23 protein-coding genes are annotated in these 23,078 nt (G+C 72.2%); 6 read left to right on the plus strand and 17 right to left on the minus strand.

Translation table 11 applies throughout. The features are described from left to right. Positions 1 to 1,434: 1,434 nt before the first annotated feature. Both ABEB28_RS08065 and ABEB28_RS08070 read right to left on the minus strand, forming a co-directional pair. Positions 1,435 to 2,094, minus strand: a complete 660-nt coding sequence (locus tag ABEB28_RS08065; protein WP_345727349.1) for a response regulator — start codon at positions 2,092 to 2,094, stop codon at positions 1,435 to 1,437. Further along, positions 2,091 to 3,209, minus strand: coding sequence for a sensor histidine kinase (locus ABEB28_RS08070; RefSeq protein ID WP_345727350.1), 1,119 nt, complete (start codon positions 3,207 to 3,209; stop codon positions 2,091 to 2,093). The genes ABEB28_RS08065 and ABEB28_RS08070 overlap by 4 nt, the downstream gene beginning before the upstream one ends. A 149-nt stretch (positions 3,210 to 3,358) precedes the next feature. Here ABEB28_RS08070 and ABEB28_RS08075 point away from each other — a divergent pair, with 149 nt between their 5' ends. Both ABEB28_RS08075 and ABEB28_RS08080 read left to right on the plus strand, forming a co-directional pair. After that, a complete protein-coding gene (locus tag ABEB28_RS08075) occupies positions 3,359 to 3,574 on the plus strand; it encodes a hypothetical protein (protein ID WP_345727351.1) in 216 nt (71 codons plus the stop codon). A gap of 11 nt (positions 3,575 to 3,585) precedes the next feature. After that, positions 3,586 to 4,809 carry a LacI family DNA-binding transcriptional regulator gene (locus ABEB28_RS08080; protein ID WP_345727352.1) on the plus strand — a complete coding sequence of 408 codons (1,224 nt, stop codon included), beginning with the start codon at positions 3,586 to 3,588 and terminating at the stop codon, positions 4,807 to 4,809. Positions 4,810 to 4,811: 2 nt separating this feature from the next. On the opposite strand, the gene ABEB28_RS08085 is transcribed toward ABEB28_RS08080, so the two are convergent. Genes ABEB28_RS08085 through ABEB28_RS08095 form a run of 3 tightly spaced genes read right to left on the minus strand, consistent with a single transcriptional unit; the run spans position 4,812 to position 6,534 of the window. Then, entirely contained in the window at positions 4,812 to 5,654 is an 843-nt protein-coding gene (locus ABEB28_RS08085) for an alpha/beta fold hydrolase (RefSeq protein WP_345727353.1), read from the minus strand. Positions 5,655 to 5,710: 56 nt separating this feature from the next. Then, positions 5,711 to 6,199 (minus strand): SRPBCC family protein, encoded by a 489-nt coding sequence (locus ABEB28_RS08090; protein ID WP_345727354.1) that lies wholly within the window; start codon positions 6,197 to 6,199, stop codon positions 5,711 to 5,713. Next, positions 6,196 to 6,534, minus strand: coding sequence for an ArsR/SmtB family transcription factor (locus tag ABEB28_RS08095; RefSeq protein ID WP_345727355.1), 339 nt, complete (start codon positions 6,532 to 6,534; stop codon positions 6,196 to 6,198). Before ABEB28_RS08095 ends, ABEB28_RS08090 begins: the two co-directional genes overlap by 4 nt. Positions 6,535 to 6,581: 47 nt before the next feature. On the opposite strand from ABEB28_RS08095, the gene ABEB28_RS08100 reads away from it, so the two are divergent. Next, positions 6,582 to 7,925, plus strand: coding sequence for a pyridoxal phosphate-dependent decarboxylase family protein (locus ABEB28_RS08100; protein ID WP_345727356.1), 1,344 nt, complete (start codon positions 6,582 to 6,584; stop codon positions 7,923 to 7,925). Positions 7,926 to 8,026: 101 nt separating this feature from the next. On the opposite strand, the gene ABEB28_RS08105 is transcribed toward ABEB28_RS08100, so the two are convergent. The 3 genes from ABEB28_RS08105 to ABEB28_RS08115 are packed head-to-tail and all read right to left on the minus strand — an operon-like array spanning position 8,027 to position 11,579. Next, positions 8,027 to 9,433, minus strand: coding sequence for an amidase family protein (locus tag ABEB28_RS08105; RefSeq protein ID WP_345727357.1), 1,407 nt, complete (start codon positions 9,431 to 9,433; stop codon positions 8,027 to 8,029). A gap of 8 nt (positions 9,434 to 9,441) precedes the next feature. Next, positions 9,442 to 11,103 (minus strand): CocE/NonD family hydrolase, encoded by a 1,662-nt coding sequence (locus ABEB28_RS08110; RefSeq protein ID WP_345727358.1) that lies wholly within the window; start codon positions 11,101 to 11,103, stop codon positions 9,442 to 9,444. Then, on the minus strand, positions 11,103 to 11,579 hold the full coding sequence (locus tag ABEB28_RS08115; RefSeq protein WP_345727359.1) for a DUF3237 domain-containing protein: 477 nt from the start codon (positions 11,577 to 11,579) through the stop codon (positions 11,103 to 11,105). Before ABEB28_RS08115 ends, ABEB28_RS08110 begins: the two co-directional genes overlap by 1 nt. Positions 11,580 to 11,685: 106 nt before the next feature. Between ABEB28_RS08115 and ABEB28_RS08120 the strand changes: the two genes are divergently transcribed. Further along, the gene (locus ABEB28_RS08120; protein WP_345727360.1) at positions 11,686 to 12,300 is read left to right on the plus strand and encodes a TetR/AcrR family transcriptional regulator; all 615 of its coding nucleotides are present in this window, start codon (positions 11,686 to 11,688) and stop codon (positions 12,298 to 12,300) included. A 4-nt stretch (positions 12,301 to 12,304) separates the two neighbouring features. On the opposite strand, the gene ABEB28_RS08125 is transcribed toward ABEB28_RS08120, so the two are convergent. From ABEB28_RS08125 to ABEB28_RS08150, 6 genes are all read right to left on the minus strand, one after another. Continuing rightward, positions 12,305 to 13,123 carry an ATP-binding cassette domain-containing protein gene (locus ABEB28_RS08125; protein ID WP_345727361.1) on the minus strand — a complete coding sequence of 273 codons (819 nt, stop codon included), beginning with the start codon at positions 13,121 to 13,123 and terminating at the stop codon, positions 12,305 to 12,307. Then, positions 13,116 to 14,138, minus strand: a complete 1,023-nt coding sequence (locus ABEB28_RS08130) for an ABC transporter ATP-binding protein (RefSeq protein ID WP_345727362.1) — start codon at positions 14,136 to 14,138, stop codon at positions 13,116 to 13,118. The genes ABEB28_RS08125 and ABEB28_RS08130 overlap by 8 nt, the downstream gene beginning before the upstream one ends. Continuing rightward, on the minus strand, positions 14,135 to 14,995 hold the full coding sequence (locus ABEB28_RS08135; protein WP_345727363.1) for an ABC transporter permease: 861 nt from the start codon (positions 14,993 to 14,995) through the stop codon (positions 14,135 to 14,137). The genes ABEB28_RS08130 and ABEB28_RS08135 overlap by 4 nt, the downstream gene beginning before the upstream one ends. After that, positions 14,992 to 15,948 carry an ABC transporter permease gene (locus ABEB28_RS08140; protein ID WP_345727364.1) on the minus strand — a complete coding sequence of 319 codons (957 nt, stop codon included), beginning with the start codon at positions 15,946 to 15,948 and terminating at the stop codon, positions 14,992 to 14,994. Before ABEB28_RS08140 ends, ABEB28_RS08135 begins: the two co-directional genes overlap by 4 nt. After that, the gene (locus tag ABEB28_RS08145; protein ID WP_345727365.1) at positions 15,945 to 17,624 is read right to left on the minus strand and encodes an ABC transporter substrate-binding protein; all 1,680 of its coding nucleotides are present in this window, start codon (positions 17,622 to 17,624) and stop codon (positions 15,945 to 15,947) included. The genes ABEB28_RS08140 and ABEB28_RS08145 overlap by 4 nt, the downstream gene beginning before the upstream one ends. A gap of 238 nt (positions 17,625 to 17,862) precedes the next feature. Next, complete coding sequence (locus tag ABEB28_RS08150; RefSeq protein WP_345727366.1) at positions 17,863 to 18,744, minus strand: polysaccharide deacetylase family protein; 882 nt, start codon at positions 18,742 to 18,744, stop codon at positions 17,863 to 17,865. Positions 18,745 to 18,784: 40 nt separating this feature from the next. On the opposite strand from ABEB28_RS08150, the gene ABEB28_RS08155 reads away from it, so the two are divergent. Continuing rightward, positions 18,785 to 19,141: a MerR family transcriptional regulator gene (locus ABEB28_RS08155; protein WP_345727367.1), complete on the plus strand. Its 357-nt coding sequence runs from the start codon at positions 18,785 to 18,787 to the stop codon at positions 19,139 to 19,141. 12 nt (positions 19,142 to 19,153) lie between these two features. Here ABEB28_RS08155 and ABEB28_RS08160 read toward each other — a convergent pair whose 3' ends face one another. Further along, positions 19,154 to 20,353, minus strand: coding sequence for a DUF4185 domain-containing protein (locus tag ABEB28_RS08160; protein WP_345727368.1), 1,200 nt, complete (start codon positions 20,351 to 20,353; stop codon positions 19,154 to 19,156). 124 nt (positions 20,354 to 20,477) lie between these two features. Beyond that, positions 20,478 to 21,071, minus strand: coding sequence for a CGNR zinc finger domain-containing protein (locus ABEB28_RS08165; RefSeq protein ID WP_345727369.1), 594 nt, complete (start codon positions 21,069 to 21,071; stop codon positions 20,478 to 20,480). A gap of 80 nt (positions 21,072 to 21,151) precedes the next feature. On the opposite strand from ABEB28_RS08165, the gene ABEB28_RS08170 reads away from it, so the two are divergent. Then, positions 21,152 to 22,012 carry an SDR family NAD(P)-dependent oxidoreductase gene (locus ABEB28_RS08170; protein WP_345727370.1) on the plus strand — a complete coding sequence of 287 codons (861 nt, stop codon included), beginning with the start codon at positions 21,152 to 21,154 and terminating at the stop codon, positions 22,010 to 22,012. Positions 22,013 to 22,107: 95 nt separating this feature from the next. On the opposite strand, the gene ABEB28_RS08175 is transcribed toward ABEB28_RS08170, so the two are convergent. Further along, positions 22,108 to 22,986 (minus strand): PaaX family transcriptional regulator, encoded by an 879-nt coding sequence (locus ABEB28_RS08175; RefSeq protein ID WP_345727371.1) that lies wholly within the window; start codon positions 22,984 to 22,986, stop codon positions 22,108 to 22,110. Positions 22,987 to 23,078: the final 92 nt, after the last annotated feature.

Raw genomic sequence — 23,078 nt, forward strand, 5'->3', positions numbered from 1 at the left:
GCGCGGCGGCGACGCGGTGCGCGGCAGGTGGCGGTGCGCGGCAGGGGCGGTGAGGCGGTGCGCGGCAGGTGGCGCTACCGCGGGCACCGCATTTCCCGAAAAGCCACCTCTCCTGGGCGCCCGTGAGGTGGTTTTCCCGAAAGAGCACCTCTCGCAGGCGCCCGAGAGGTGGCCTTCCCGAAAATCCGCCCGGCGGGCGCCCGGTTCGCGGCAGCGCGCGGAAACGGCGGCGAGCGCGGCGGGCGGCGNCTCGCAGGCGCCCGAGAGGTGGCCTTCCCGAAAATCCGCCCGGCGGGCGCCCGGTTCGCGGCAGCGCGCGGAAACGGCGGCGAGCGCGGCGGGCGGCGGGCGGCGCGTGTCGCGGCCGGTCGCGCCCGCGTCGCTGGCAGCCCTGGGGCGCGATGGCTGTCGCGCCTTCCGGGTGCGGTCGCCGATGGGTGTCGCGGATTCCGCACCATGGCACGGAAAGCGCAACATCCACTTCGCGCAGCCCCCGGAAAGGCGACAACCAGGTCGCAGCGCGCCCGGGAAGGGCGACAACCACCTCGCGGGCACCCGGAAAGCGCGACAACCAGGTCGCGTCCCGCCCGGGAAGGGCGACATTCACCTCGCGCCGCCCCCGGAAAGGGTGACAACCACGTCGCGCCGCCCCCGGAAAGGGCGACAACCACGTCGCGCCGCCCCCGGAAAGGGCGACAACCACGTCGCGCCGCCCCCGGAAAGGGCGACAACCACGTCGCGCCGCCCCCGGAAAGGGCGACAACCACGTCGCGCCGCCCCCGGAAAGGGCGACAACCACGTCGCGCCGCCCCCGGAAAGGGCGACAACCACGTCGCGCCGCCCCCGGAAAGGGCGACAACCACGTCGCGCCGCCCCCGGAAAGGGCGACAACCACGTCGCGCCGCCCCCGGAAAGGGCGACAACCACGTCGCGCCGCCCCCGGAAAGGGCGACAACCACGTCGCGCCGCCCCCGGAAAGGGCGACAACCACGTCGCGCCGCCCCCGGAAAGGGCGACAACCACGTCGCGCCGCCCCCGGAAAGGGCGACAACCACGTCGCGCCGCCCCCGGAAAGGGCGACAACCACGTCGCGCCGCCCCCGGAAAGGGCGACAACCACGTCGCGCCGCCCCCGGAAAGGGCGACAACCACGTCGCGCCGCCCCCGGAAAGGGCGACAACCACGTCGCGCCGCCCCCGGAAAGGGCGACAACCACGTCGCACCGCCCCCGGAAAGGGTGACAACCACGTCGCGCCGCCCCCGGAAAGCGCGACAACCACGTCGCAGCGCGCCCGGAAAGTGCGACAACCACCTCGCAGGCACCCGAAAGCGCGACAACCACGTCGCGTTCCGCCCGGGAAGGGCGACAACGACCTTGCACCGCGCCCGGAGAGCGCGACATCTACGTCGCGGCGCGCCCGGGAGGGGCAGCCAGCTAGCTGGGGGTTACTCGGCGGGTGGCGTAGGCCCACATCGCTACCTCCACCCGGTTCCGGGCGCCGAGCTTCGCCATCAAGCTCGCGATGTGGGTCTTCACGGTGCTGAGCGTGATGTGGAGGTCCGCGCCGATCTCGTCGTTCGTCCGCCCCCGTGCCACCGCCACGAGCACCTGCTCCTCCCGCCCGGTCAGCGGCTCGATCGGTTGCCGGGGCGCCGCCGCGGGCTCCGCGTCGGCGAAAGCCCGGAGCAGCCGCGTGGTGACGTTCGGCGCGATCAACGCGTCCCCGCTCGCTGCAGCGTGCACGGCCTGGGCGAGCAGCGCGGGCCCGGCGTCCTTGAGCAGGAAACCCCTGGCACCGGCGCGGAGGGCTGCGTAGACGTACTCGTCCAGATCGAACGTCGTGATGACGACGACCGCCAGCGGATCGGCGACACCGGGGCCGGCGAGCGCCCGGGTGGCCTCGATCCCGTCGACGTCCGGCATCCGCACGTCGAACAGGCAGACGTCCGGGCGGAGGCGCCGGGCCAGCTCGATGGCGCGCCGCCCGTCCGCGGCCTCGCCGATCACCTCGATGTCCGGCTGCGCGTCGAGGATCATCCGCAGCCCGGTCCGGACGATCTCCTGGTCGTCGGCGAGGACGACCCGGACCGTCACGCCGCTGTCCGCGGGAGCACGACGTCCACGGTCCAGCCGCGGCCGGGGGCGGGTCCGGCCGCGCAGCGCCCGCCGAGCAGGTCGGCGCGCTCGATCATGCCGAGGATCCCGTAGCCGGGCGCGCGGGACGATCCGGGATCACCGTCGTCGCTCACCCGGAGGCTCACCGTGTCGGCGTCCGCGACCACCCGCACCTCGATCCGCGTCGCGTGCCGCGCGTGTCGCCGCGCGTTGGTGATCGACTCCTGCCCCAGGCGGTAGATCGCGCTGTCGATCGGCGGCGGCAGCTCGTCCAGGTTCCCGACGAACCGGACGTCGACGGGCGGGCCACTCGCGGGATCCGCGGCGAGCCGGGCGAGGTCGGCGGCGCGCGGCGCGGGCATCCGCTCGGCCGCGTCGTCCGAGCGCAGCACGCGGACGATCGAGCGCATCTCGGCGAGCGTCCGGGACGCCTCGGCCTCGATCACCCGCAGCGCGTCGACGGCGGCGTCCGGTGCGGTCGCGGCGACCGCTATCCCGGCCTGCGCGCGGATCACCATCGCCGAGACGTGGTGGGCCACGGTGTCGTGCAGGTCGCGGGCGAGGCGTTCCCGCTCGACGAGCGTCACCTGCGCGAGCTCGCGGGCGCGCGCGTTCGCCCGGTACCGGACCGCCGCTCCGGTCGCGGCGGTCGCGACGAGAACGGCGAGACCACCGGCGGCGTCGCCCGGGCTCAGATCGAGGAGCAGCCCGCTGCCGACCTTGGCGACCAGGACGCCGGTGCCGACGACGATCGCCCGGCCCGAGCCCCAGCGGAACAGCCCGTACGGCAGCAGGAGCAGGTAGACCATCGACGCCAACCGCGGCTCGGCGCCGATCACCGGGGACGCGAGCCCGGTGACGCCGAACGCGACCACGACGGCGAGCAAAGGGCGGGTACGTCGCCAGAGCAGCGTCGGGAGGACAGCGAGTCCGACGACGACCGTCGCCGCCCGCCACGGGAGCTCCGGGCGGAGCAGCCCTTCGAGCAGGACCGCGGCCGCGAGGACGGCCAGCAGCACGGCGTCCCACCGGATCGGGACGGGACTGCTGGCGGGAGGAGGCTCGTCCCACAGCGACCTGAGCAGGCGTTTCACGGGCGTGATCGTACGGCTGGGGGCGGCGGCGCCGGATCAGCCGGAAGAACGCCGGATTTTCGTAGGAGGCTTTACCGGTATAGAGGACATGTGCTATACCGGTAAAGGACGGTTGCTTTACCGGTATAGAGTCGCATGAGGAGATGTTCGTGATGGAGATTCCCGCTGCTTTCCTGATCGCCCGCAGTGCCGACGCGCACCGGATGTCCGAGGCGCGTCTCGACGGACCGGTCGCCGCCCGGCCGACCCTGTTCGCCCGTGCGGGGCGGGCGCTGGCCGGCGTCGCCCGCCGCCGTTCCGCCTCCGGCCGCGCGCCGCGGCGGGCCAGCCGGGCCGCCGAGGTCAGCGGCTGCGCGACGGCCTGACCCTCGGGCCGATGGCGCGCTCCCTGGACAACCGCGAACCCGCCGTCACGGCGGTCCCTGACGGCGGGTTCGTGGTTCCCCACCCGGCCGGGCCCCGGCACCCCCGCACTCCGCTGCCGCCGGATACGGTGGAGCGGCGGAAGGCGGTGGCAGGCATGGCGCGGGTGACCTTGCAGACGATCGCTGACCGGGTCGGGGTGAGCCGGATGACCGTCTCCAACGCGTTCTCCCGCCCGAACCAGCTCTCCCCGACGCTGCGCGAGCGCATCCTCGCCGCAGCCCAGGAACTGGGGTACGTCGGCCCCGACCCGTCGGCCCGGGCGCTCGCCAAGGGAACGACCGGCGCCGTCGGGTTCCTGCTCACCGAGTCGCTCGGCTTCGCGTTCACCGACCAGGTCTCGACCCAGCTCCTCGGCGCGATCGCCGAAGAGCTCAAGCCGACCGGGCTGGCGCTGACGCTGCTGAGCGCGTTCGACACCGGAGACATCGTCCAGGCGCGCGACGTCGCGATGGACGGGGTGCTGGTGTACTCCTGCGATCCCGGCACGTCCGCGGTCGACTGGCTGCAGCGACGCCGGCTGCCGATGGTCTTCATCGACCAGGACCCGCTCGACGACGTCCCGAGCGTCAACGTCGCGGACCGGAACGGCGCCCGGGCCGCCGCGCAGCACCTGATCGACCTGGGACACCGTCGGATCGGCCTCGCCCTGGCCGGCGTGCGTGGCCCGCAGGGGATGATCGAAGACGTGGAGGAGGTCGCGAGCCCGAAGGTCTCCGGGTACGCGTCCCGGGAGCGCCTGGCCGGGTGGATGGAGGCGTTCGACGCGGCGGGCGTCGAGCCGTTGGTGGCTCGCCAACTCGACGACACGATCGAGCACGCGCGAACCGCGGGCCGGTTGCTGCTCGACCGGGACGATCCGCCGACCGCCGTGCTCTGCTTCTCCGACGTCATCGCGTTCGGCATCATCCGGACCGCGAACGACCTCGGGCTCCGCGTCCCGCAGGATCTGTCGGTCGTCGGGTTCGACGACCACCCGCTGGCCGGGACGTTCCGCCCCACGCTCACCACCGTCCGGCAGAACGTGCCGGACAAGGGGAAGGTCGCGGCGGAGCTGCTGACCGCGGCGCTCGGACGAGCCGCGTCCGAATCCTCGGTGCCCCTCGCGTCGGTTCCGCACGTCCTGCTGCCCACCGAGCTGGTCGTGCGGGACAGCACCGCTCCGCCGCGCGTCTGACCTCAGAGCGCGAGCATCGCCGCCGCGACCTCATCGGCATCCGCGGCGGGGATCGCCGTGGATGCTCGGTCGAGCACCAGCAGCCGCGCGCCGGGGATCTCCCGCGCGAGGGCTTCCGCGTTGCCGACCGGGAAGAACCGATTACGGCGGCCGTGCACCACCAGCGTCGGGAGCGCGAGCTCGGGCAGGCGCTCGCGCCAGCGCGGCGTGCAGTCGAGCTTGGCGAAGACCATGCCCAGCTGGTTGGCCATCTGCGCCGCGGGTTGCGTGCTCGGCGTGCGGTCCCAGATGCGCTCGGCGGTTCCGCGCGCGGCCTCGGGGTCGTCGCCGAGGATCTCCGCGCGTTCAGCGGCGAACTCCGCCACGGCGGAGCGGTCGGACCAGTCGGGCATCGCGCGGGAGAACAGCTGCCCCATCATCGCCCCGTCGTGGTCGGGCAGGTCCTCGTCGACCGGCCCCGGAGCGACGGACCGGGTACCGGCGAGAGTGAGCGCCGAGAACGCGTCCGGGTGGTCGAGCGCGGCGATCTGGGCCACCATCCCCCCGACGCCGATTCCCGCCAGGTGCGCCGGGCGGTCGTCGAGCTCGCGGGCGAGCGCCGCGGCGTCGGCTGCGAGATCGCGCAGCGTGTACGCCGGAGCGTCGGGATCGACGGTGGTCGAGGTGCCGGAATCGCGCAGGTCGTACCGCACGACGTGGCGCCCACCGCGCGCGAGTGCCTCGCAGAGCGCATCGGGCCAGGACAGCATGGTCGTGCCGCCGGCGAGCAGTACGAGCGGTGCCGTCGCGTCGCCGAAGTGCTCGACGCCGAACGTGAGGCCGCCGGTCTCGACTGTCCGGAGCATTCGTCACCCTCCAGGATGTGGTGAGGCGAGTTCGGGAAGCCCGAAACGCGGTGTGCTCAGGCGGCAGCGAGGATCTCGTCGATCTGCCCGACGGCCAGGGCCATCCCCTCCGCCATCCCCATCTCGACCATCTTCTCCAGGTCCTCCGCCGAGCCGAATCGCATCGTGATCGTCATCCGCGTGCCGGACGGGATCTCCGCGATGTCCACGCGGGCGGTCGCCGTCGGCATCGCCGGGTTCGGGTTGCCCTGTTCGTCGGCGAAACCGTCCTCGAACTCCAGCGCGTGCGGCTCGTCCAGCGTCAGGAAGCGCCACCAGCCGTTCGAGCGCTCGCCCGCCGGACCGGTCATGTGGTACTTCGCCTCGCCGCCGACCGTGAAGTCGTGCTCGCGGAACGTCGCCGGCCAGGTCGGTGGGCCCCACCAGCGCTCCAGCAGGCGGGGGTCGGCCCAGAGCTGCCACACCGCCTTCGGCTGGGCCGGGAACTCGGCGAGCACGGTCAGCGTGCGGGCCTGGGCGTCGGGCGTGGTGCTGATGACGGTCATCGCGTGTCCTCCCCGGACTGTGTCAAAAGATCGTGCATACGGTCGATCCGGCCGCGCCACACGTCCTCGTACTGCCGGAGCAGCTCCCGGACGCGTCGGATCGTGTCGATGTCGCCGCGCACCAGTTGTTCCCTTCCGCGGCGTTCCTTGGTGACCAGCCCGGCCCGCTCCAGGACCGCGACGTGCTTCTGCACCGCGGCGAAGCTCATGTCGTACTGCCGGGCGAGCGTCGAGACCGACGCCTCCTGCCGCAGAACGCGGGCGACGATGTCGCGTCGGGTCGCGTCGGCCAGCGCGGCGAAGACCCGGTCCGCGTCCCTCTGACCTACAACCATATGGTTGTACGTTAGTCCGGAGGGCGGGAGGCCGCAAGACTGGGGCGATGGACGAATTGCTGGACGCCACGGCAGCGCTCGCGGCGGAGTATCTGAACAGTGCGGGCACGCGTCCGGTGGCTCGGCCGGTGTCGCTGGAGGAGATGGTCGCGGCGATCGGGACGGACCTCCCGGACGAGGGCGTCGACCCGCTCCGGGTCGTGCAGGACCTCGCGCGCGACGCCGACCCGGGGTTGGTGCTCACCACCGGCGGCCGGTTCTTCGGCTTCGTCGAGGGCGGAGTACTGCCGGCCGCCCGCGCCGCCGACTGGCTCGCGTCCACGTGGGACCAGAACCCCGGCTTCTACGCGCTGTCCCCGGCCGCCGCCGCAGTGGAGGAGATCTGCCGGCGCTGGCTCTGCGACCTGCTGGGCGTGCCCGGAACCTGGTCCGCCGGGTTCACCACCGGCGCGCAGCTGGCCAACTTCACCGGCCTCGCGGCCGCGCGCCACCACGTCCTCACCGAGGCCGGCTGGGACCTCGAACGGCGCGGGCTGTTCGGCGCGCCACCGGTGACGGTCGTGGTCGGGCGCGAGCGGCACGCGACGATCGATCGGGCGCTGCGGTTCCTCGGGATCGGCTCGGACCAGCTGGCGGTGGTGGACGTCGACGACCAGGGCCGGATGCGCGCCGACGCGCTCGCGACGCACCTGACCGGCGGCCCGACGATCGTCTGCGCGCAGGCGGGCAACGTGAACACCGGCGCGGTGGATCCGCTGGGCGAGATCTGCGACCGGGCGCACGCCCACGGCGCCTGGGTACACGTCGACGGCGCGTTCGGCGCGTGGGCCGCCGCGTCTCCCGAGCTGAAGCATCTGACCGACGGCCTGGAGCGCGCCGACTCGCTCGCGATCGACGGCCACAAGTGGCTGAACGTTCCCTACGACTGCGGGGTCGTGCTCTGCGCCCGCCCGGACGCGCACCGTACGGCGATGCGGCTCGCCGCGGACTACCTGGTGCGCGACGGTGAGCGGCACGGCTCGGATTGGACGCCGGAGAGTTCCCGGCGGGCGCGCGCTTTCGCGGTGTACGCCGCACTCCGAAGCCTCGGGCGCCTGGGCGTCGCCCAGCTCGTCGAACGGTCCTGCGCGCAAGCGCGCCAAATCGCCGAGACGCTCGCCGCCGACGACGACGTCGAGGTCCTGAACGAGGTGACGCTCAACCAGGTGCTGATCCGGCTGGGCGACGACGAGCGCACCCGACGCGCGGCCGCGGCGATCCAGCGCGACGGCGCCACCTGGCTGGGCACGACGTCGTGGCAGGGCCGGGTGGCGATCCGGATCAGCGTCTCCGACTACGCGACCGACGACGCGGCGATCGAGACGCTCGTGGCGGCGCTGCGGGAATCGTGATCGGGACACGTAAGTGTGGTGTGGGCGGATGCCCACACCACACTGAGGCCGTGTCTCAAAGGCCAGCAACCCGCCTGAGCCTTTGAAACACGGCCTACGTGTCAGCGCGGGTCGACCGGAGTGAGCGGGGCGCACGCCCCCTCGATGGCGCGCGCCGCGGCGAGCGCCACGTGGTCGCAGTGCAGCGCCGCGATCACCTGGACGCCCTGCGGCGCGCCGTCCGTGACCCCGGTCGGCACCGCCACCGCGGGTAGCCCGAGGAAGTTCGCGGTCACCAGCAGCCGGTGCGACCGCCACTGTGCGGTGGTCGCCTCCGGGCCGCTCAGGTCGTACCCCACCAGCGGCATCCGCTCGGTGATCACCGGACCGAGCACCACCGGGTACCGGCTCTGGAACGCCCGCCACGCCGACGCGATCGCGAACCGCTCCGCCCACGCCGCCTGGTACGCCGCCGAGCTGTCCAGCAGCTCGACCCCGGCGACGTTGTCCCGGAAGTACCGCACGGTGCCGTCCGACAGCCGCCCGGGGAACACTCCGGGCGTCAGCAGCATGGGCGCCATCTCGGTGGCCGAGAGCTGACGCCAGAGCGTCGCGGCCCGGTCGACCTGCGGTGGCTCGACCTCGTCGATCTCCCAACCGGCGGCGACCAGCGCGTCGGCGGCCCGGCGGACGGCGTCCACGACCTGGGGTTCCACGCCCCACCCGGCAGGGTCGACGGTGACCGCGGCCCGCCGCGGCCCGTCGTACGACGAAGGGTGCGGCACGGTGACGCTCAGCGGATCGCGGTCGTCGGCGCCGTGCAGCACGGTGAACAGCGCGTCGAGGTCGTCGACCGAGCGCGCGAGCGGGCCGTTCACCGCGAACGCCTGCAGCGACAGCGGCACCGGAGCCCCGTCTTCCCGGCTGGGAGCGGTGACGCGTCCGGCGGACGGGCGCAGCGCCGCGATCCCGGCGGCGTGCGCGGGCAGGCGCAGTGAGCCGCCGTAGTCGTTGCCGAGGCCGGCGGCGACCATGCCGGTGGCCACCGCGACCGCGTCACCGCCGCTCGAGCCGCCGGGCACCCGCGTGGCGTCCCACGGGTTGCGGGTCCGTCCGAACAGGTCGTTGTCGGTGTCCCAGCGCAGCCCGACGTCCGGCATGTTGCCGCGCGCCACCGGGATCGCCCCGGCGTCGAGCACACGCTGGACGAACGTCGCGTTCGCTCGCGGGACGAGGTCGGCGAAGAACGGCAGGCCGGACGTGGTCGCCGACCAGGTCAGGTCGATGTTCTCCTTGACCGAGATCGGCACACCCGCGAGCGGGCCGGGGTCCTCGCCGCGGGCGATCCGGGCGTCCAGCTCGGCGGCGGCGGCCCGGGAACGGTCGGCGAGGACGACGGTGACCGCGTTGACGGCCGGGTTCACCTCCGCGATCCGCGTCAGGTGGGCGTCCACGACCGCGCCGGCGGTCAGCGTCCCGCTGCGGACGGCGTCCGCGATCTGGGTCGCGGTCAGGTGAGTGATCTCCATGGGAAGTCCTAGGTTCGGGGCAGGACCGTGCAGCGCAGGCGGACGCCGTCCGGGCCGCCGAGCCGTACGCACTGCCGGTTGGGAACGGTGGTGGCGGCGAGCCAGCGGTGCTCGCCGGTGCCGGGCGCGGGCACGAACTCCGGCGCGTCGCTGCTGGCCAGCGTGAGCCGTAACGCGTGCCCGGCGGGGACGCGGTAGCCGGTGTGCCCGAGGTCCAGCTCGACCGCGAAGCCGTTGCCCGGCGCCAGGATCGTCTGCTGGCCCCGCGCGATCAGCCGCGCCGCGCCGTCCGGGGTGACGTCGAGCAGGCGGGCGAACAGGTCCATCTCCGCGCCGTCGGAGCCGACCGTGGCGCTCAGCGCGATCGGCCCGGCCAGGTCCAGCGGTTCGGGAAGGGCGGCGCCAGTGAACACCAGGACGTCGGCGCGGTCGGCGGCGTCCCGCTCGTCGGGGTTCTCGGCCAGGAACGCGAACGGGTTCCCGACCGGGGACGGGACCGGGTCCGCGGCGTCGTGCACCCAGGTGGCCTCCTCGGTGGGAACGGCCGAGCCGTCGTCGACCAGCGCCCCGCCGGGAGCGGCATCGGCCGCCGCGGCCGCACCCGACGCCACCCAGGTCAACTCCACCGCCTCCGGTGGCGGCCACGCCGCCGACACGCGGAGCGAGGCGTCGCCGGAGTTCGCCAGCTGCCACCGCACCGCCGGGATCTCGCCCGGGCAGCCGCGCAGGAACACGTCGAAGAACTCGACCGCCGGGCCGAGGTACCGATCGAGGGATTCGACCGCCGGCCGGGGGGCGTCGACCTCGAAGTGCGACGTGTTCTCGTGGTCGATCGCTTCGAGCAGCAGGTACTCGTTCCGCGCCCACCCCGGACGCCGGGCCAGCTCACGGTGGTCGGCCCACTGCCAGGGAGCGCAATTGTCCCACCAGCCGATCGTCATCAGCACCGGCACCGCCGGGGCCTCGAACGGGCTGCCGGCCGGGAAGCGCCGCAGTGACACCGGGTGGGGGAACCACAGGTCGTAGGAGGCCGACCGGCTGCCGACCGCGGCGAAGAACTCCTCGACGGCGGCCGCGAGCGGACGGCGGGACCAGTCCAGCTCCCACTCCAGCAGGTCCCGGTCGTGGAAGTACGAGAGCGGATAGAACCGGTGCACGGACATCTCGACGTCGTGCGTCCGCGCGCCGGGGGCGGGCACCGGCAGCTCGCCGAGCCGCGTCCCGGTCACCCGGGGGACCATGGCGCGCAGCGCCGGATGTGCCGTGGAGACCGCTGCCCACTGGGTGAACCCGTAGTAGGAGTCGCCCCACATCCCGACGATGCCGTCCGACCAGTCCTGGTGGACGACCCAGTCGATCGTGTCGTACCCGTCGTAGGCCTCGTTGACGAAGAGCAGCGTCTCGCCCTCGGACCGGAACTTGCCCCGGACGTCCTGGACGACCATCCGGTACCCACGCGCGGTGAAGTACGCCGCGACCTGCGGCATGAACGTGTACTCGCCGGTCTTGTCGTACGGCAGCCGGGTGACGATCGTCGGCCCGGGGCCCACGTCGCCTTCGGGCAGGTAGACGTCGGTGGCCAGGTGGACGCCGTCCCGCATCCGCACCATGTACTGGATGGCGTTCGGGGAGAGCGGCCCGGGGCCCGTGCGGTGGATCTCGAGCGACATCACTGCACCTCGAAGAACCGGATGCACACCGTGTGCTGTCCGTCGGGGCTGGTCTCGCCGCGGGCGAGCCCGACGAACACCGACTCGGCGAGCCAGCGGTGCGCCGGGTGATCGGTGCGGAAGACCGGGCTGGTGCGGTAGTAGTACTCGGTCTCCGGGACGTCCTCGCCGGCCTCGATCCGGGCGTCGATCTCCGGCGTCGCCCGCCAGAAACCGAGGTTGACGATGTCGATGACCGCACCGTCGTCCGCGCGCAGCAGGTACCGCGCGTCGAGCGACGCGCACGCGCCGCGCGTCGTCGACCAGTCACCACCGCCGGGCAGCACCGTGCCGCGCAGCCGGGGGCCGTCGACCGTGCCGCCGGTGATCGGCGTGAACATCAGGACCTCGTCCGGTCCACGGCCGACGTGCAGCGACTCCGCGACCTCCACGCGCGCCTCGAAGGCGAAGGTCAGCTGCGGGTCGGGCAGCACCATGGGACACCTCATCTGTCGGAGAGTTATTGTTTATCAGAGTGACAATCAAACCTGCGGGTCCAGTAGCGTGGACCTACCGCCAGACACGTCGAGAGGAGCGGACGACATGGGGCGCCCGAGTCGCGCTGCCGAGCGGACCGAGCAGATCATGGAGGCGACCGGTCGCTGCCTGCGTACCCACGGGCTCGCCGGTACCACGCTCGAGCGGGTGGCCGAGGAGTCGGGGCTGAGCCGCAGCCACGTCCGCCACTACGTCGGCAACCGCGACGACCTGCTCCGATCGTTCGCGACCTGGCTCTACACCGGCTACGAGGCCGAGTTCATCCGTGCGGTCGCCGAGGCGGAGCCGCGCGACAAACTGCCGTTCACCATGGATTACCTGTTCGGTCAGGGCCTCATGCCGACCAGCGACGACGACACGATCATCCGTGAGCTGGTCACCGCCGGCCTCACCGACGAGAGCGTCCGCACGATCCTCCAGGGCAAGTACCAGCGGGCGGTGGACACGATCGGTGACGCGCTCGCCGCCGAGTACCCGAGCGCGACCCCCGCTGCCCTGCGGTCGACCGCCTACGGCCTGTGGTGCCTCGCGCTGGGCAACTCGATGATCGGCGACCTCGGGATGCCGGTCGCCAGCGGCGGACTGGTGCGCACCGCCGCCGACGCGCTCCTCGACCAGCTCGCGACCAAGATGGCCGCCGCCGCAGCGGCCGCCGGCTAGGGGTTCAGCTCGCACGATCGCCTCCCCGGCGCTGCGGTACCCACCCCGGCCGGGGGATCGATCCGACCAGCCGCTGGGTGTAGGCGTCCGCCGGAGCGTCGAGCACCCGCTCGACCGGCCCGGTCTCCACCACCCGTCCGCGCGACATCACGACGACGTCGTCACAGACGTGCCGGACCACCGACAGGTCGTGGGTGATGAACAGGTACGCGACGCCGGTGGCCGCCCGGGCGTCCGCGAGCAGGTTGAGGACCTGCGCCTGGATCGAGACGTCGAGCGCGGCCACCGCCTCGTCCAGCACCAGCAGCCGCGGGTTCGCGGCCAGCGCGCGGGCGATCGCCACCCGCTGCCGCTGTCCGCCGGAGAGCGCCCGCGGCAGCGACCGGCCGTGCGTGGGATCGAGCCCCACCAGGCCGAGCAGCTCGTCGATCCGGGCCTTACGGCCCGCGCGGTCGAGGTCGGTGTGGTGCGCGACGACCTCGGCCAGGCACTGCGCGACCGTCTGCCGGCGGTCCAGCGACTGGTACGGGTCCTGAAAGACCATTTGGACGCAGGACGCGCGCCGCCGCCGGTCCCGCAGCGAGGTACCGGCGACCGACTGGCCGTCCAGCCGGACCGTGCCGGACGTCGCGGTCGCCAGCCCGGCGACGATCCGCGCGCACGTCGTCTTACCGGACCCGGACTCACCGACGATCGCCAGCGAGCCACCGGCCGGCACGGTGAACGACACGTCGTCGACCGCGAGGAACTCCTCGTGCCGCAGGCCGGAGCGGCTGCGGAACACCTTGCGCAGGCCTTGCACGTCGAGGATCGGGTCAGCCATGGAGCGCCTCCGCTCCGACCAGGTGGCAGGCGACCTCGCCGGTCCCGACCACACGGAACTCCGGCGCGGTGGTGCGGCAGATGTCCTCGACCGCCGGGCAGCGGTCGGCGAACACGCAGGTGGCGGGCGCGTCGAAGGCGGACTGCGGCCGTCCGGGTACGGTCTCCAGCCGGGCACCGGGCGCCACCGACCCGGGGCGGGCCCGCAGCAACGCCTGGGTGTACGGGTGCCGGGCCTCTTCGTGGAGACGATCGGCCGGCAACACCTCGACGATCGTCCCGGCGTACATCACCGCGATCCGGTCGCAGACCGCCGCCGCGAGCTCCAGGTCGTGCGAGATGAACAGCAGCCCGACCGATCGTTGCCGGCGTTGCTCGTCGAGGATCGCGACCACCTCCTCCTGGGTGGTGACGTCCAGGGCGGTCGTCGGCTCGTCGGCGAGGATCAACGCGGGCTCGGTGGCGAGCGCCGCCGCGATCACCACCCGCTGCAGTAGTCCGCCGGAGAGCTCGTACGGGTGCTGGCGCAGCCGCTGTGGAACCCGGTCGACGCCGATCTCGGTCAGGATCCGGGACGCCCGTGCCTCCGCGTCCGCACGGCTCACGCCCTGCTCCCGGAGCACCTCGCCGAGGAAGTCGCCGATCGTCCGGACCGGGTTGACGGTCGCGCGCGGGTCCTGGAAGACCATCGCGACCTCCCGGGAGCGCAGCCGGCGCAGCCCACCGGCGTCCAGGCTGCCGACGTCGGTGTCGCGGACGTGGACGGTGCCGCTCGTCCGGGCGCCCCGGGGCAGCAAGCGCAGCACCGACCGGGCCGTCAGCGACTTCCCGGACCCGGACTCGCCGACCAGCCCCAGCGCCTCACCCGGGGCCATCCGGAGCGAGACGCCCCGGAGCACCGACCGGTGCCCCTTCGGGCCGTGTGCCCGATGGCCCTCCGGGCCGTGTGCCCGATGGCCCTCCGGGCCGGGCAGCTCCATCCGCAGATCGTCGATCCGCAGCAGATCCGTGCTCATCGGCCGCCTCCGAACCGGGTGGCGAGCCGCTCGGCCACCACCGTGAACGCCACCACCGTGACCACCACCGCGCTCGCTGCCAGGATCGACTGCTGCGGGTACCCGGCCAGGATCGACGGCTGCCCGTTCGCGATCATCAGACCCCAGTCGGCGGCGGGTGGCTGCATACCGAGACCGAGGAACGAGACCGACGCCAGGTCGAGCATCGCGTAACCGAAACCGATCGCCGCCTGGGCGAAGAGCAGCGGTCCCAGGTTGGGGATCAGGTGCCGGACACAGATGTGCCAGCCGGAGAAGCCCTGGACCCGCAGCGCCTCGATGTACGGCAACGACCGTTCCCGCATCGCCGCGGCCCGCATGACCCGGGCCACCAGCGGCACGAACGCGATCGAGAGCGCCACCACCGGTGCGACGAACCCGGTGCCGAACACCGCCACGACCGTGATCGCCAGCACCAGGCCGGGGAACGCGAACAGGACGTCGATCACCCGGGAGACGGCGGCGTCGAACCAGCCACCGAACCAGGCCGCCGACACCGCGATCGCGGTACCGGCCACCCCGGACGCCACCACGACGATCAGCGGCCCGACCAGGCTCGACCGGGATCCGACGAGCAGTCGGGAGAGCAGGTCACGCCCCAGGTCGTCGGTGCCGAGCGGATGCTCGGCGGAGAACGGGGCCAGCGCGTTGAGCGGGTCGACCGCGTTCGGGTCGTGCGGAGCCAGCCAGGGTGCGAGCACCGCGATCAGCACGACCGCGACGCAGATCGTCCCGGCGACCCCCGTGGCCCAGCCGACCGACGCGAGCCGGTGCACGGGGTTCAGCCAGCCCCGGCGGGCCACCGTCAGCGCGGTCACGAGGCCTCCCCGGCGCGCAGCAGGCGGGGGTCGAGCAGCGCGTTGACGACGTCGACCAGCATGTTGACGACGACGAACCCGGCGACCAGCAGCAGCGAGATCACCTGGACCACGACCAGGTCCTGCCGGGCCGCGCTCTGGACCAGCAGCGATCCCAGGCCCGGGACACCGAACGCCTGCTCGGCCACCGCGGTGCCGGCGAACAGGCCGGCCACCGTGATGCCGGAGACCGCGAGCACCGGGGGAGCGGCGTTGCGCAGCACGTGCCGTCGCAGCACCGACCGGCGTCGCAGGCCCCGCGCGGCGGCGGCCTCGACGTGGTCCGCGGCGAGCGCGGTCCGTACCTCGGCGCGGGTGATCCGGGTGACGTACGCGAGGTAGCTCAGGCTCAGCGCGAACGCCGGCAGGGTCAGGTGGTAGATCCGGTCGACGAAGCCGGTGCCGGATCCGTACACCGGGAACCAGGCCAGCTTCGTGGCGAACACCCAGATGAGGACGATCGCCGCGACGAACGCCGGCGCGGCGATCAGCACCGTCGTCGTCCCGGTGATCGCGACGTCCACCGTCCGGCGGCCCAGCGCCGCGACGATGCCGCCGGTCACGCCGAACCCCAGGATGAGGACCGACGCGTACCCGACCAGCAGCACGGTGTTGAGCAGCCGCGCGCCGATCAGATCGGTGACCGGCTCGCCCACCACGATCGACTCGCCCGGGTTGCCGGACAGGACCCCGGTGACCCAGTGCCAGTACTGGGCGAGGAACGGGTCGTCGAGGTGGTACTCCGCACGGATCTGGGCCAGCGCCGCCGGGTCCGGCTGATGACCGCCGACCAGCAGGACGGCCGCGTCACCGGGTGCGGCGTAGAGCGCACCGTAGATCACCAGGCTGGCGACCGCGACGGTCGCCAGGACCCCGGCGAGCTTGCGCCCGACGAAGATCAGCAGTGCTCTCACGACTTCGCCTTGCCGACCTGCGCGGCCCACGGCGAGCTGATGTACGAGAACGAGGCCGGCGCGCCGGTGAGTCGCTTGTTGAGGAACAGCCGGTTGTACGACTCGGCGAGCGTGATCTGCAGCTTGGCCGGCGCGTACACCTTCTGAGCGGCGACGAACGCGTTCGCCGACGCGGTCGGGTCGGTGGCCGACGTCGCGGTCAGGATGTTCTTGGTGACCGACGGGTCGCTGTAGTTCGTCCAGTTGAACAGGCCACCCTCGAGCACGAAGCCCGGCGCGTAGTACAGCGCTCCCGGCACCTCGATGTAGCCGGTGGTAGCGACCAGGTCGAACTGGGCGCGGGCGGCCGGGTCGTAGAACAGGGTGCCGAACTGGGTGGGCTGGAGTTGCTTGATCGTCAGCGTCAGGCCGAGCTTCTCCGCCGCGGCCTGCGCCAGCGTCGCGGTCTGCAGTAGCGACTGGTTGCCGGCCGGCACCGCGAGCGTGAGCGACTTCCGGCTGGGCGCGGCCTCGGCGACGAGCTTCTTCGCCGCCTCCAGGTCGGCCTTGCTGGTGTCCAGGAGCGCGTCGTACCCGGCGTCGTAGACCTCCTTGGCCGGGCTACCCGACCAGACCAGGGGAGGGGTGAACGTCTTGAGCGGCCGGCCGGTGCCCTTCAGCACGCTGCTCGCGAAGCTGTTCTTGTCGATCGCGAGGTCCAGCGCCTGACGGATCCGCGGGTCGGCGGCCGGGCCGGAGTCCGACGCCGGGCCGAGGCTGTAGGTCTCGGTGCTCTCACCGAAGTAGACGGTGCCGACGTCCGACCGGCGCAGCGCGGCCAGGCCGCCCAGCGGCACGCCGTAGATGCCGTCCACCTCGCCGGAGAGCAGCGCGCTGGTCAGCGTGCTGTCGTCGCTGAGGAACACGAACTCGAACGTGGCCGCCTTGGCCTTCCGGGCGGCGTCCCAGTAGGTGGGGTTGCGCTTCAGCGTGATGTTCTGCCCGGACTTCCAGCTCCCGACCGTGAACGGTCCGGTGCACTGGACGCCGGTGCTCGGCGTGCCGAACTTCGGCCCGGCCTTGGTCGCGAAGGCCTGGTCGACGATCATGCCCGGCACGCCGGCCATGCTGTTCACGAACTGGACGTCCGGCACCCGGAACCGGACCGTGACCTCCAGCGGGCCCGTTTTGTCGATCGAGGCGACGTTGAAGAAGACGTGCGCGGCGTAGGACGCGAGCTTCGGGTCCATGTTCCGCTTCAGGCTGTAGACGACGTCCTCCGCCGTCATCTCCGAGCCGTCCCAGAACGTCACGCCGTCCCGCAGCGAGATCACGACGGTCGTCGGGTCCTTCTGGGTGACGGCGGTCGCCAGTCCGGGCGCGGTCGAGAAGTCCGGCTGCAGGAGCAGCAGGCTCTCGCAGAGGTTCGTGACGATCGAGTTCGCCGAGTAGTCGCCGGTCTTGGCGGGGTCGAGCGATCGCGGTTCGCCGTACGGTAACGCCCACGTCACGGAGTCGACGTCACCGACGGCGGCCGGCGTGGTTTCGGTGAGCGTGATCTTCCCGTCGGCGGCCTTGTCGTCCGACGAGCCACCTCCGTTGCAGCCGACGAGCACGAGGCTCGCGACGAGCGTGGAGGTCACCACCGGAAGGAGCCGTCGCAGCCTGGCTCCGGACGTCCTACGAGTCGGGTTCATCAGGGTTGCTCCTGGGGGAGGGCGAGGGCCGGCACCGCACCGGTGGTGCGTCGCGGACGGTCGGCAGGCGTTGGAGGCCGCATGGCGGGGGTCACGCGGTCGTCCTGCGATGACCGGTTCAGGCTGCCGCCACCCAGGTTGATTGTCAATCATGGAAATTAATTATTTACGGTGCTCGTCGCCGAGGATCCCGTGGCGTGGGCCTCCTTGGAGGGGGATAGATAGTCGCGATGACCAGTTATCGGGGTTGGTGCGGAGTGCTGCTGATGGCGCGCCGGTAGTGCGCGGCGATCTCGTCGCTGGTGGTCAGCCACGCTTCCGGCTGGGCCGCGAGGTACGCCAGTGCCTCGTCGAGGTAGCGGGCCCGGAACGGCTGCCCGATCACGAACGGGTGCAGAGCCAGTGCGAGCACCCGGCCGCTCGGGTGGGCATCGTTCCGCAGTTGGTCGAACTGGTCCCGCACGATCCGGACGAACTCCGGCCCGGGCGTGCCCTTACCGAACAGCAGCAGGTCGTTGAGCTCGACCGAGTACGGAACGCTGAGCATGCCGGGCACCGCGAACTCGTACGGCTGGTCGTCGTTCGTCCAGTCGAGGACGTACTCCAGGCCGAGCTCGGCGAGCAGGTGCGGGGTCCGCGCGGTTTCGGTGAGCCCTGGACCCATCCAGCCGCGCGGTCGCCTGCCGACGGCGTCCGCGATCGTGTCGACGATGTCGGCGAGGACGCGACGCTCCTCGTCCGGCGGCAGGTCGGCGTGGAGTGCCGAGTTCGTGCGTCCGTGCGCGAGCCAGGCCCAGTCCCGCTCCAGGCCGGCCCGGATGATCTGCGGGTACTCTGCCGGGACCATCGAGTTCAGCAGGACGCTGGGGCGAATTCCGTGCCGGTCGAGGCTCTCGATCGTGCGCCAGATCCCGACCCGCGCACCGTAGTCCCGCCAGCCGTAGTTGAGCGGGTCGGGCACCAGGTCGGCGGTGCCGGGCCAGATGCTGGTCGACGGGCGGTCCACGAGGAAGTGCTCGACGTTGAGGCCCACGTACACGGCGACGGTGGCGCCACCGGGCCACTCGATCGAGGGGCGCTCGGTGATCGGGCTGTACGGAAAGGGTGGAGTGTTCGTCATGTAGGGACGGTAAAACCTGACACCGGTGTTAAGTTCAAGCATGCGAATCGGCGAACTCGCCCGGCGAACCGGGGTCAGTGAACGGTCGCTGCGGTACTACGAGCAACGCGGCCTGCTCGCCTCCGCGCGGACCGCCGGTGGGCACCGCGACTACCCGGAGCGCGCGGTCGAGCGGGTGATCCGGATCCAGGAGCTGTTCGCCGCCGGCCTGCACAGCGCGAAGATCGCGCAACTGCTGCCCTGCATGCGGGACGCCGACGGGGGTCCGTCCGAGAAAGCGACGCCGCGGCTCGTCGCCGAGCTCACCGCCGAGCGCGAGCGCATCGACCAGATGCTCACCGAGCTGGCGAACTCCCGGGCCGTGCTCGACGAGGTGATCGACGCCGCCAAGCAGTGACGGCACCGCAACTCAGTCGTCGAACTCCACCCGGATCAGGCGCTGCTGGTACGTCGCTTGCTGGTAATAGCTGAAGTACTGGACCAAGCCGTCCTGCTCGGCGTACTCCGGATGCGCGAACCCGGCGTAGTTCGTGCCCGCTCCCGCGTTGTCGGTCTCGGCCACCGCGAACGGCCGCGACCACGGCCCGGCGGGCGACGCACCCATCTGCGCGGTGAGCGTGTTGCTCAGCGGCGGGAGGTACACGTTGAGCCACGCGTCCAGCGCGGGTACCCGGACGACCGAATTACCTGCCGACCCCGCGGAGAGATTGGTCGCCGAGTCGTCCTGGTCGGCGGTCCACTTCGCGGCGCCGCTCCCGTCGCGTCCGGCATAGAACTGCCACCGCGACCGGTCGGCGAGGTCGTCGATCGGCGCCCGGGCCAGGTGGCAGCGGCTGTCGCAGTCGCCGTAGACGTACAACTGGTCGTCGACGACGACCGCGGCCGCGGTGTAGCCGGTCTCGTGCGGGAAGAACATCGTCGGATCGGGTCCGTCGACGCTCTGGAGCACCGACTCGTCCCGGGCCGCCAGCCGCGTCACCCGGCGGGTCTTCATGTCGATCACGGCGATGCCGGTCCCCAGCCCATGGCCGAGCGGCCCGGAGCACCGCGAGTTCTCCGGGCCCTGGCGACACAGCTTGCTGTAGAGCACGAGGACGCGGTCGCGCTCCGGGTCGGCGACGATCGCCCCGGGCCACAGCCCGATCTGCGCGCCGCAGTTCGGATCGCTCTTCGGCGTGCAGCGTTCCTTCGCGTGCTTCTTGGTGAACGCCTTCTCCGAGGGCGAATAGGGCAGCAGGTCGACGGGCTCGGCACCGTTCGCGCCGAAGACGTCGGTCGTGGTGATCGTGATGCCGTCGCTCGCCCGTAGGTCCGTGGTCGCGGCGCCGGTGCTGGAGATGAACTTCCACGGCTCGCGGACCACGGTGTCGCCGAACACCCAGAGCGAGCGATCGCCGTACCGGGTGCTCTGCCCGTTGTCCCGGCCGTTGACCCGGGGGTGCTGACGGAGCGGCCCCAACTCGGTGGTGCCGACGATCTCCGGGATCGAGGGCGCCCTGCCGTCGTCGTCGGGGTGCAGTACGCGCCAGGCGACCACGGTGCCGACGAGGAACCCGGCGACGAGTCCGGCCACCACCGCGAGCGTCCGCCGGGAGAGCGGGTGGGGCACGGGCCGTCCTCTTTTCGGTCGGTGCGGGAGCTCTGCACGCATCCGGCGTCCGTTGGGTGAGGCGTACGCCATTATGGGATGTCGAGGTAGGCGCCTCCGAACGCCCCCGCGGTAACGACGTCGCTCAAGCCTTTTTCGTCGACGGGTCGGTGCGTCGGCGGGCGCGGTAGGCGCGCATCGACGCCTGGCTCGCGCATTGCGGGCTGCAGTAACCGGCGGACGTGTTGCGCGTCCGGTCGACGAACGCGAAGTGGCACGGCGCGTTACGGCAGGCCTTGATCCGGGGCCAGTCGCCGGCGAGTGCGAGTTCGCCCGCTGCGGCGAGAACGCGAGCCAGCGTGCCGGGAAGTCCATCCTGGACGGGGCGCAGTCGTGCTCCGCTGCGGTCGATGTCCGCCGCCATCGGATACCGCTGGCCGGCCCGCCGCAGCAGCGTCTCGGCCGTGGCGAGGTCGGTATCGGTGACAGCCGGGTCGTTCGCGTGCGCGAGGAGCACGGTCACGAGCGCGTCGCGGAGTTGGCGCGCCTCGGCGGCGTCGGCGTCCGTGGTGACGTTGCGGCCGGGTTCTGCACCGAGCCAACCGACCTCGCCGAGCCACGCGTGCAGGTGCTCGGCGTCGGCGAAACGCTCGATCGCGCCCCCGCCGTCGGCGTGCGTGTTCGCGAACGTCAGCAGGGCGTGTCGCGCGTCGTCGGCTGACCCGTTCGGACCGTCCATGACCTGATCCTAACGGGATCCCAGCAGGGCTGAGCCGGCGGCGTTTTGCCGTTAGGGTCTAAACGTCTATGGTCCTAACCATGACCTCTTCGAGCAGCACCTCCCGATCGACCCGCACCTGGTTCGTCACCGGCGCCTCGTCCGGTATCGGATTAGCCCTGTCCCGCGCTGCCGCCGGCCGCGGCGACACCGTGGTGGCCGTGGCCCGCCGAGCGCACAACCTGGAAACACTGACCCGCGAGTTCGGCAACCGGGTCCTCGTCCGCGCCGCCGACGTCACGGACCAGGCTCAGCTCGACCAGGCCGTCGCGGCCGCGGTCGAGAAGTTCGGCCGCATCGACGTCGTCGCGAACCTCGCCGGCTACGGGCTGTTCGGCGCCGTCGAGGAGGCCACCGACGAGCAGGCCCGCAGCATCTTCGGAACGAACGTCCACGGTGTGCTCAACGTGCTGCGCGCGACGTTGCCGGTCCTCCGGGCGCAGGGCTCGGGGCACGTCCTGCAAGGCTCGTCCTACTACGGGCAGACCGCGCACCCCGGCGTCGGCCTGCTGGCGGCGACCAAGTACGCGGTGGAGGGCCTCTCCGACGCCCTGGTCGGCGAACTCGCTCCGCTGGGCATCCACGTGACCCTCGTCGAGCCCGGGTACACGGCGACCGCGTTCCTGGACAACCTCGACGTCGCCCCCGCCATCGGCGCGTACGACGGCACCGTCCGGGAGGTGCAGAAGGCCCTCGGCGCCCTGCCGTCGTCGGCGTTCAACAGCGCCGAGCGCGTGGCGGACGCCGTCCTCGCAGCCGTCGACGCGGAGAACCCCCCGCGACGGCTCGCCACCGGCGCGCACGCCGTGCGGGAGATGCGTGCCGCACTCACCACGCGCCTGGCCGAACTCGATTCGTGGGCGCCGGTCAGCGAGAGCGTCGACCAACTCGTCGTCGCGTAGGCCACGCTGGGAGTTCGCGGGCTCCGGCGGCGGGCGGGCCCGCGAACTCACATATTACCGAGCGGTGACGAGCGTTGAGAAACTGCCGATCGTGGTCACCCCGGACGAAATCGCCCGAGTTCCAGGTCGAGCATCCGCTCCGCGCCCGGCAGCAAACCCTGATAGCACCGTCGGTACACCGCGGCGCTCTGGTCGGCCGGCCAGTCCGGGGACAGGTAGCGCGCGGGGAGCCCCGGATCGGCGCGCAGCACCCGTAGCCAGTCGGCGCCGAGCCGGGTGATCTGAGCCAGCGGATCCTCCGCGCCCGGGCCGCTCCACCACGCGTGGATGAACGCGTCGTGCCGTTCGCGAATCCGGTCGACCGGCCAGGCGCGGCGAATGAACGCCTCCACCTGCACGCCGGCGAGCGGCGAGGCGCCGAACCACTCCGCCAGTTCGGCGACCTCGTCGAGGCCGGCGTCGGCCAGGACCGCGGCGACGTCGACGGTGCCCGGAGCGATCCACACTCCGTCCCGCAATCCCCCGAAACCGGCCCACGTCAACGCCGCGCGGACCCGGTGCCGGAGATCGCGCCGGCTCTCCGGCATCGAGTAACTCAGCAGAGTCCACTCACCGTCCGGATGCTCGAACGGCGCCGACGACTCGACTCGAACGGCCGCCTTGCCGACCAGCTCCGCCGCTTCGTCGCTCAGCCGGTAGTGGGCGGCGCGACCGACCCGGGTGCGCTCCAGAAGCCCTCGCCGAGTCATGCGGGCGAGCGTCGCCCGGGCCGCCGCTTCGGCGACACCGAGACGGCTCAACAGCCGGAGGAACACCGCCGCGGGGATCGGCGGCAGGTCGCGTCCGTGCACCACGCCACCGAAGAAGCTGAACAGCAGCGCCTGCGGGCGGTAACTGGTCCGGCTCCCGGCGGTGTTGCCTGCCTCCTGACCCGCCCCGGCGGCCGCACCTGCCCGCTCTTCCAGCGCCCTCACGTTCGTACGCCCTTCGTCGGCCTCCGTGGCGTCCCACGTTAGACACACTATTGACGTACGTCAGCAACACTTCTACTTTCCATGTGACCCCC

Origin of the sequence: Cryptosporangium minutisporangium (assembly GCF_039536245.1) — a bacterium.
GTDB lineage: Bacteria > Actinomycetota > Actinomycetes > Mycobacteriales > Cryptosporangiaceae > Cryptosporangium > Cryptosporangium minutisporangium.